The 9064-nt window shown below is 73.0% G+C and carries 5 protein-coding genes, 1 tRNA gene, 1 other RNA gene and 1 pseudogene; 1 reads left to right on the plus strand and 7 read right to left on the minus strand.

Translation table 11 applies throughout. The annotated features are described in order from the left end of the window. Positions 1–17: 17 nt before the first annotated feature. The 6 genes from ACFUJR_RS27440 to ffs all read right to left on the minus strand — a co-directional run bounded on the left by ACFUJR_RS27440 (position 18) and on the right by ffs (position 8484). On the minus strand, positions 18–929 hold the full coding sequence (locus ACFUJR_RS27440) for a phosphoribosylaminoimidazolesuccinocarboxamide synthase (protein WP_383179574.1): 912 nt from the start codon (positions 927–929) through the stop codon (positions 18–20). A gap of 103 nt (positions 930–1032) precedes the next feature. Further along, positions 1033–2493, minus strand: coding sequence for a N,N-dimethylformamidase beta subunit family domain-containing protein (locus ACFUJR_RS27445; protein WP_383179576.1), 1461 nt, complete (start codon positions 2491–2493; stop codon positions 1033–1035). A 181-nt stretch (positions 2494–2674) separates the two neighbouring features. Beyond that, positions 2675–4627, minus strand: a complete 1953-nt coding sequence (locus ACFUJR_RS27450) for a hypothetical protein (RefSeq protein ID WP_383179579.1) — start codon at positions 4625–4627, stop codon at positions 2675–2677. A 217-nt stretch (positions 4628–4844) separates the two neighbouring features. Further along, positions 4845–6143 carry a phosphoribosylamine--glycine ligase gene (purD, locus tag ACFUJR_RS27455; RefSeq protein ID WP_383179582.1) on the minus strand — a complete coding sequence of 433 codons (1299 nt, stop codon included), beginning with the start codon at positions 6141–6143 and terminating at the stop codon, positions 4845–4847. A 61-nt stretch (positions 6144–6204) separates the two neighbouring features. After that, complete coding sequence (locus tag ACFUJR_RS27460) at positions 6205–8349, minus strand: DNA polymerase III subunit gamma and tau (protein WP_383179585.1); 2145 nt, start codon at positions 8347–8349, stop codon at positions 6205–6207. A gap of 36 nt (positions 8350–8385) precedes the next feature. Continuing rightward, an RNA gene (ffs, locus tag ACFUJR_RS27465) (signal recognition particle sRNA small type) lies at positions 8386–8484 on the minus strand. A 108-nt stretch (positions 8485–8592) separates the two neighbouring features. On the opposite strand from ffs, the gene ACFUJR_RS27470 reads away from it, so the two are divergent. Further along, positions 8593–8680: transfer RNA gene (locus tag ACFUJR_RS27470), tRNA-Ser, on the plus strand. A gap of 134 nt (positions 8681–8814) precedes the next feature. Here the strand turns inward: ACFUJR_RS27470 and ACFUJR_RS27475 are convergent. Further along, positions 8815–8973 (minus strand): annotated as a pseudogene (locus ACFUJR_RS27475) (IS982 family transposase); the annotation flags it as partial. Positions 8974–9064 lie beyond the last annotated feature (91 nt).

A 9064-nucleotide genomic window follows, 5' to 3' on the forward strand; every position in this document is an offset into this window, starting at 1 on the left:
GTGTTCACCGCTGGGGGCTACGACCAGGCGGCGCCGGTCAGCAGCTCGTACGCCTCGATGTACTTGGCGCGCGTGGCGTCCACGACCTCCTGCGGGAGCGCGGGCGGCGGCTGCTCGCTCCTGCGGTCCCAGCCGGAGGCCGGGGAGGTCAGCCAGTCCCGGACGAACTGCTTGTCGTACGAGGGCTGGGCGCGGCCCGGCTGCCACTGGCCGGCGGGCCAGAAGCGGGAGGAGTCCGGGGTGAGGACCTCGTCGGCGATGACCAGGACGGGGCCGTCCTCGGTGGCCTCGAAGCCGAACTCGAACTTGGTGTCGGCGAGGATGATGCCCCGCTCGCGGGCGATGTCGCGGGCCCGGCCGTAGACCGCGAGGGTCGTGTCGCGCAGCAGCGCGGCGGTCTCCTCGCCGACCTGGCGGGCGACCTCCTCGTACGACACGTTCTCGTCGTGGTCGCCGACCGCGGCCTTGGTGGCCGGGGTGAAGATCGGCGCAGGCAGCTCGGAGCCGTCGCTGAGGCCCTCGGGCAGCGGGATGCCGCAGACCGTACGCGAGGCGTCGTACTCGACGAGGCCGGAGCCGGTCAGATAGCCGCGGGCCACGCACTCGACCGGAACCATGGTCAGCGACTTGCAGACGAGGGTGCGGCCCTCCCAGTCGGCGGGGGCGCCGGGCGGCAGCTCGGTGGAGAGGACGTGGTGGGGGACGAGGTCGGAGAGCCGGTCGAACCACCACAGGGAGAGCTTGGTGAGCACCCGCCCCTTGTCGGGGATCTCGGTCGGCAGGACCCAGTCGTACGCGGACATGCGGTCGCTGGCCACCATCACGAGGTCGCCGGCCTCGTTCCGGTAGAGGTCACGCACCTTGCCCGTGTGGAGGTGGGTCAGGCCCGGGACCTGGACGGGCTCGGGCTTTTCTACGAATCCGGACACGGTTCCTCCGCGTAGGTTGATCCAGGAGCGGTTCGATTCTCTCGCACTCCCCGGGTGACTCGGCGCGCGACCCCTCGAAGCCCTGGTCAGACCCCGTTGTCGATCAGTCCCGCTTGCAGATGCGGTCGAGGAGGTTCGCCGTGGCGCGCTGGATCCGCTCGTCGACGTGGCCCGGCCGGTCCAGGGCGGGCGACCAGGCGAAGGTGCCGGAGGCGAAGACCCAGGCACCGGACGGGGCGCGGTAGAGCGAGGTCTCCTGGTGGCGCAGGGCGCCTTCGCCGTCCCGGTAGGGCGAGTGGGCGAGCAGGATCCGGCCCTGGTGCTCGGGGAGCGCGGTGCGCGGGAAGTAGCGGTCCGCCTCGCCCGCGACCAGGCCGGGGATCTCGTCCCCGTCGCCGGCGCCGGTGGCGTCCCAGAGCCAGTGGTCCGCGTTCCGTACGACCAGCGGGTGCGGCTCCGGCACCCTTCCCGCGTACTGGATGCCGAGGAGCTGCTGCTCCGGGCGGTCGATCTCGCGCCAGAGCGCCGAGCGGCCGGGGCCGCGGCGCTTGCGGCAGGTGAGGAGCCGGTCGGGGATGCCGGACGGCGAGGGACCCAGTTCCACCTGCCAGTACATGGTGTTGGCGGAGAGGAAGACGAGAGAGGTGCCCTGCTCGCGGGCGAGTTCGACGGTCCGGCGCATGGGGACGGACCAGTACTCGTCGTGGCCGGGGAAGACCAGGCCGCGGTAGCGGGTGGGGGCGACGCGGCCGGCGTGCAGATCACGGGTCTCGGCGTAGGCGAGGTCGTAGCCGTACCGCTCGGCCCAGCGGATGAAGTCGTAGGCGTGGCCGACGTGGAGAGGGAGACCGGCGCCCGCGTAGGGGCGGTCGAAGGAGACGGTGATCGCCGCGTCCCGCTCGCCGAGGAGCCGGCCGTTCTCGTCCCACGCGTGGTAGAGGCTGGCGCCCGTCCGGCCGTCCTCGGGATAGAGGTTGTACGCCTGCCAGGTGATGTCCGGGAGGATGAGGAGCAGGTCGGCGGGGTGGCTGTCGCGGACGGTGAAGGGGATGTGGGAGCGGTAGCCGTCGACGGTGGTGAGCACGGCGACGTACGCGCCGATCGACCAGTGCGCCGGGATCTGCAGGCGCCATGACTGCCACCAGTGGTGGCAGGAGACCGTGCGGTCGGCGGCGAGCGGGGCGGGCTGGACGATGCCGGAGAGGCGGGGGCTGGTGGTGACCTTGGTGGCGCCCTCGCCTCCGTAGTGACCGATCCGGTAGATGTCGACCGAGAACTGCTGCGGCGGGTCCACCGTGATGTGGAAGTCGATCGCCTCGCCGGGCGCCACGGCTCCGTTGGACGCGAACCCCTTGATCTGGCGCCGTACGTCGTCGGCGGTGCGCGGACCGCCGCTGCCGCCGCGGGCCAGTGTCTCGTCGGCGTACCACGGGACGACCTGGCCCGTGTCGTCGAAGTAGTTCTCCGAACCGCGCAGCCAGGGCAGGGGGCCCTGGCCGAAGGGGTCCGTGACGGCGTGGGCGTACGCGCCCGACTCCCACCGCCTGATCTGGTCCGCCCCCATAGCGCGCCCCTCCCTCGACTCCCCCGCGTGCCGTCTGCCGTCGTGTCGCACATGCGCTGTCATGGGCCGTCATGTGCTGCTGTCAGTGCCGGTCTCCAGCACATCACATAACGCACGCACTCCGTCACCGTTCGTCGCGAATTGACGTGAACGGAAGGCAAGCTTCCGGGGCCGTCCCGGCTCACACGAGGCGGACGGGCTTCTCGGGGCGTACGCCCGTCTCGGCGAGCCAGGCGCTCAGGGGGGCGGGGTCGCCGTCCTCGACGAGGGCGAGGACGCGGGCGGTGAGGTCGGTGTTCCGCACACCGCCGACGAGGAGCGCGGGGCCGTCGAGCCAGTCGAGGCCGGGAGCGGCGCCGGCGGTGTCGACGGCGGCGCAGCAGACCATCGCCGTCACATGGTCGGCGAGGAGATCACGCCCGGTCCGGGGCGGCTGCAGCGGGAAGAGCGGCAGCGTGTCGCCCCCGGGGACTCCCGCCAGGGTGTGCGGGGCGGGTGCGGGCGCGGCGGGCCCGGCGGCCTCCTCGCGCGCGACGCGGGCGGTGAGCGCGGCGGCGAGGGTGTCGGCGGCGGGGTTGGAGACGGGCGAATCGGCGAGGTCCACATCGTCGGCGGCGTCGGAGGACGCGGGGACGGGCGACCCGGCGAGGTCCAGGCCGTCGGCGGCGTCGGAGGACGCGGGAACGGGCGTGGGAGGGGGCGGCGGGGCACCGAAGGTGTCGTCCGCCGTCGCCGTCACCTCGGGGCGGGCCGACAGGTGGGCCATCACCCGGGTCAGCGTCGGACCGCCGGCGGTCTCGCGAGCCGAGTCGATGCCATTGCCGGTGCCGGTGCCGTTGGCGTTGGCGTTGGCGTTGCGGGTACCCGTGCCGATTCCGGTGCCGGCCCCTGTGCCCGTGCCGGTGCCTGTGTCCGTGGCGGCGCCCGGTCCTGTCGGTAGGACGCCCAGTTCGTCGAGGACCTGGTGGAGGCGGGCAGCGTCGCTGCGCCACTTCCGGTCCACGACCTCCTCCGGGTACTGGCTCCAGTCGACCGGGGCCCAGTCCGGGCCGGCCTCCGCCGGGCCCCCGTGGAAGAGCCGGGCGGCGAGCAGCGAGGCGGCCTCGTCGACGACACCGGGCTCTTCGAGCAGGTCACAGGCCGGGCGCTCGCCCAGCCGGGAGGCGAAGCCCTCGGCGAGGCGGTCGCGGCGGGACAGCTCGGTGAGGGCCGAGACCACACCCACGTCGAGGCTCGACGGCCAGCGGCCCATCCGCCAGGCGGGCAGCGCGACGCGGGTGAGCAGCCGGTCCCAGCCCGCGTAGGCGAGGCCGACCTGCTCCTGGGCGACGATCCGGACGCCGTAGTCCACAGCCTGTGCGCGCTCGGAGCCGGCCACGGCGACGCCCCGCTCCATCTCGGCGGCGTGTCCGCGGCACAGGCGCAGCAGGACCCGGGCGACCCACGCGATCGCGTGCGCGCCGAGCCTGCGGGCCGGGTCGAGCCCGGGGGTGCGGGGAGCGGCCACGGCCGCGTCGAGGCCCTGGACGAAGCGGCGTGCCGCGGCTATGTCGGGGTGCGCCGAGGGAGCCGTACCGGCGACGACGGGGGCGAGGACGGCGCGCAGCTCGCCGACCCGCATCCACCAGAGGAAGGGGGAGCCTATGACCAGGACCGGCGCCTCGGTGGAGCGCCGGAGCGCGCCCGTACGCCCCGGGCGGTGTGCCGGGTGCGTACGGTCCTCGAGCCAGCTGTCGCAGTCCGGGGTCAGGGCTATCGCGGAGGGCGCGGGGACGCCGAGCCGGTCGGCCAGGTCCCGCACCATGCGGTAGAGGTCGGGGGCCGAGGTCTCGGCGAGCTCGACGGTGGGGGTGACGGCGGGCCGGGAGCGCGCGATCACCAGGGCGACGGCCGCCGCGGCGAGCAGGACGACCAGCGCGAGCGCGGTGGTGAGCCAGCGGGCGGTGTCCCAGCCGGCCCCGGTCATATGGCCGGTGACCCCGCCCGCGTACAGGATCACGGCCGCGGCGGCCGGGAGCACGGCGACGCCCAGCGCCCTGCCGCGGACCCGGAGCACGCCGAGGGCCCGGGAGCGCGCGGCGCGCGCACCCAACTCCTCGCCGGGAACCGAACCGGTACCGGACACGCCGTACATCACCCCCTCCTGCCCTCGTCGGGACTGCCTGTGGCGGTGTTGCTCACTCCCCCACTGTGGCACCCCCCACTGACATCGCAATGCCGGTGGGCCAAGTGCCGGAACGCCTGCGCCGCACCCTAGTTGGGGCGTCGACAGGCGTCATCCGGATGGCTCAGCCGTCACTCGATGGAATGGCTTTGGGCAAAGGTGATGACGGTTCGGGGCGGTTAGAGGTTCACTCCCCCGCGGCCTTGCGCGCGATGTCCGTACGGTGCTGCGAGCCGTCCAGACGGATGCGGCCGACCGCCTTGTACGCCCGCTCGCGGGCCTGCGCCAGGTCCTTTCCGGTCGCGGTGACCGACAGCACACGGCCGCCGGCGCTCACGATCGCGTCGCCCTCCCGCTTCGTCCCGGCGTGCAGGACGTACGCGTGCGGTGCATCCTGCGCCGCGACCTCGTCCAGACCCTCGATGGGGTCGCCCGTACGCGGCGTGGCCGGGTAGTTGTGCGAGGCGACGACCACGGTCACGGCCGCGTCCTCGTGCCAGTTCAGCGGCGGCTCGCTGTCGAGGGTGCCGTTGGCGGCGTTCAGCAGGACGCTCGCGAGGGGGGTCCGCAGCCGGGCCAGGACGACCTGGGTCTCCGGGTCGCCGAAGCGGGCGTTGAACTCGATGACCCGTACGCCACGGCTGGTGATCGCCAGACCCGCGTACAGCAGGCCCTGGAACGGGGTGCCGCGGCGGCGCAGCTCGTCGACCGTCGGCTGGAGGACGGTGGCCATGACCTCGTCGACCAGCTTGGGGTCGGCCCAGGGCAGCGGCGAGTACGCGCCCATGCCGCCGGTGTTCGGGCCCTCGTCGCCGTCGAGCGCGCGCTTGAAGTCCTGCGCGGGGGTGAGCGGGAGGACGGTGACGCCGTCGGTGATCGCGAAGAGGGAGACTTCGGGGCCGTCCAGGAACTCCTCGATGACGGCCCGCCCGTCGCCCGCCACCGCCCCGGAAGGAGTCGCTCCGCGACGCTGTGACACGCAGGCGAGTGCGTGCGCCCTCGCCTCCGCCAGGTCGTCGGTGACCACGACGCCCTTGCCGGCCGCGAGGCCGTCGTCCTTCACCACGTACGGAGCGCCGAAGGCGTCGAGCGCCTCGTCGATCTCCTCGGGGGTGGTGCAGACGTAGCTGCGGGCGGTCGGGACGCCCGCGCCGGCCATGACGTCCTTGGCGAACGCCTTGGAGCCCTCCAGCTGCGCCGCCTGCTCGGACGGGCCGAAGCAGGGGATGCCGACCGCGCGGACGGCGTCGGCGACACCCGCGACGAGCGGGGCCTCCGGGCCGACGACGACCAGGCCGGCCTGGAGGTCGGCGGCGAGCCGCGCGACGGCCTCGCCGTCCAGCTGGTCGACGGGGTGCAGCTCGGCGACCTCCGCGATTCCGGCGTTGCCGGGCGCGCAGTGCAGAGCGGTGACGTCGGGATCGAGGGAGAGAGAGCGGCACAGGGCGTGTTCGCGGGCGCCGCCGCCGATGACGAGGACCTTCACGTCAGCCAGAGTAGCCCGCGTGGCGGGATGCCCCTTGTGCGGGCCACCGAGCGAGACGTCCCTACTCGTTCGTGTATTCCTCCACAACGGTGGCTCCGAGCTCGCGCACGATGAGGTCGTGGCCGGACAGGGCGGAGTCGACGAGGTCCGGGTCGTCCTCCTCCGGCACGTCGTCCTCGGGCGCGACGGGCGGCGGGGACTGCGGCTGGCTCTGGGGTACGGGAGCGGCCACGGGCGCCTGCTGGGCCGGCGCGGCGGAGGCCGCGCGCGGGGGCTGATGCGAGGGCTGGGACTGCTGACTCTGCTGGGTCTGCTGGGTCTGCTGGGTCTGCTGTGAGGAAGGCCACGGCTGCTGCGGGGCGGGAGCCTGGGCCGGGCGTCCGCCCCCGAAGCCGGTAGCGGCGGGCGGCGGGGTCGCACCGCCCGAGGGGTCGACGATCGCCTCGATCTTCCACTGCACGTTGAACTGGTCGGCCAGGACCTGGCGCAGGACGTCCTCGCTGCCGCTGCTCGCGAAGTTGTCGCGCGCGCCCGCGTTGAGGAAGCCGAGCTGGAGGGTGGTGCCGTCGAACCCGGCCACCTGGGCGTTCTGACTGAGCAGGATCCAGGTGAAACGGCGCCTGTTCTTGACCGCGTCGAGGATCGACGGCCACATGTTCCGCACCTGGGCGGCGCCCTGCGTCATGTCGCCGGCAGGAGCGGGGGCGGGGGCGGCCGGCGGCGCGGCGGCCTGGGGCGCGGGGACGTGGGGGGCGGGGGTGGAGGCGCCCGGCCAGGCGCCGGGGGCGGCCGCCGCGGCGGGGGTCGCGGCCCCGGGCCAGGCACCGGGCCGGGGCCCTTCGGCGGCGGGCTGCTGCTGTACGGGCGCGGGCGCGGGAGCTTGCGGGGCGGGGGCCTGCGGGGTTGGGGCCTGCGGGGCGGGAGCCTGCGGGACCGGGGCGGGCGGAGGCGGCGCCATCGGCGTGTGGGCGTCGGGCCCGGGGACGTACCCCATGGCGGGCGCGGGCGAACCGGCGGTGAAGACGGCGGCAGGGGCCGGGGCTGCCGCGGCGCCGCGCTCCAGCCGGTCGATCCGGGCCTGGAGCGACCGCTCGTCGTCGAAGGCGGCGGGCAGCAGCACGCGCGCACAGATCAGCTCCAGCTGGAGCCGGGGCGAGGTGGCCCCCCGCATCTCGGTCAGTCCGGAGTTGACCAGGTCGGCCGCGCGGCTCAGTTCGGCCGCCCCGAACACGGACGCCTGCGCCTGCATGCGCTCCACGACGTCCACGGGGGCGTCGATGAGCCCCTTCTCGGCGGCGTCCGGAACGGCGGCGAGGATCACCAGGTCGCGCAGCCGCTCAAGCAGGTCGGCGACGAAGCGGCGGGGGTCGTTGCCGCCCTCGATGACGCGGTCCACGACCTCGAAGGCCGCCGCGCCGTCACCGGCGGCGAAGGCGTCGACGACCGAGTCGAGCAGGGACCCGTCCGTATAGCCGAGAAGAGAGGTCGCCATGGCGTATGTCACACCGTCGTCGGCGGCGCCGGCGAGCAGCTGGTCCATCACGGACATCGAGTCACGCACGGACCCGGCGCCCGCGCGGACGACGAGCGGCAGCACCCCGTCCGCGACGGGGATGCCCTCGCGCCCGCAGACCTCGCCCAGGTAGTCCCGCAGGGTGCCGGGCGGCACGAGCCGGAACGGATAGTGGTGCGTACGGGACCGGATCGTCCCGATCACCTTCTCCGGCTCGGTGGTGGCGAAGATGAACTTGAGGTGCTCCGGCGGCTCCTCGACCACCTTCAGCAGGGCGTTGAAGCCCGCCGAGGTGACCATGTGCGCCTCGTCGATGATGTAGATCTTGTACCGGCTGGAGGCGGGGCCGAAGAAGGCCTTCTCCCGCAGGTCACGGGCGTCGTCCACACCACCGTGGGAGGCGGCGTCGATCTCGATGACGTCGATCGAACCCGGCCCGTTCCGCGCCAGGTCACGGCAGGACTGGCACTCCCCGCAGGGCGTGGGAGTGGGACCCTGCTCACAGTTCAGACAGCGCGCGAGGATGCGCGCACTGGTCGTCTTGCCACAGCCGCGCGGCCCGCTGAACAGGTACGCGTGATTGACCCGGTTGTTCCGCAGGGCCTGCTGCAACGGGTCGGTGACATGCTCCTGCCCGATGACCTCGGCGAAGGACTCGGGGCGGTAGCGGCGGTACAGCGCGAGAGACGACACGTATACGAGGTTATAGGCGCCCACCGACAACCCGGGAACGCAAGCGCCCCCCACGCACCCGCCAGAGCCGACCTACCCTTGCTGCCTTCCGGCCCTGGGGGAGTTCAGTCAGATAGCGCCACGTGAGGGGCTCCGCCAAGGGTACCCGATCCCAGGACCCCCGCGGCCCCCCGATCCCGACCGCGTGACCCCGTTCTGGATCACGTTCGCGAGCACCCCTCGGCGTCTTGTATTGTTTGCGGCGGAGGATTCGCCTAGAGGCCTAGGGCGCACGCTTGGAAAGCGTGTTGGGGGCAACCCCTCACGAGTTCGAATCTCGTATCCTCCGCCAGTGCCTCACCGGGCACTTGAAGGCCCCGACCGGGAAACCGGCCGGGGCCTTCTGCGTTCCTGGTTGCAGTTTTGGTTGCACTCATATCTGACATTTCACCTATTTCACCTAGACGAGTAAGTCCGAAGTGCTGGTCAGTGGTCGTAGGCGATCAGGCTGCGTGTGATCGGTGTTCCGTTGGCCCGGTTGTGCCAGATGTCGGCGGTCAGGGCCAGGATGCGTTGTCCGATGCGGGCCAGGACTCCGGCTGGGGTCCTGGCTCCGTGGCGTTCGAGGTCGAGTTGTCCTTTGAGTGGACGTTAAGTCCGTTTCTGGTAGCGGCCTCGTCCGGGTTGGGTGAGGAAGCCTTGGCGGGTGAGGCGTCCGAGGCGGCTGCGGGTGATG

The sequence above is a fragment of the Streptomyces sp. NPDC057271 genome (assembly GCF_042668715.1).
In the GTDB taxonomy this organism is placed as follows: Bacteria; Actinomycetota; Actinomycetes; order Streptomycetales; family Streptomycetaceae; genus Streptomyces.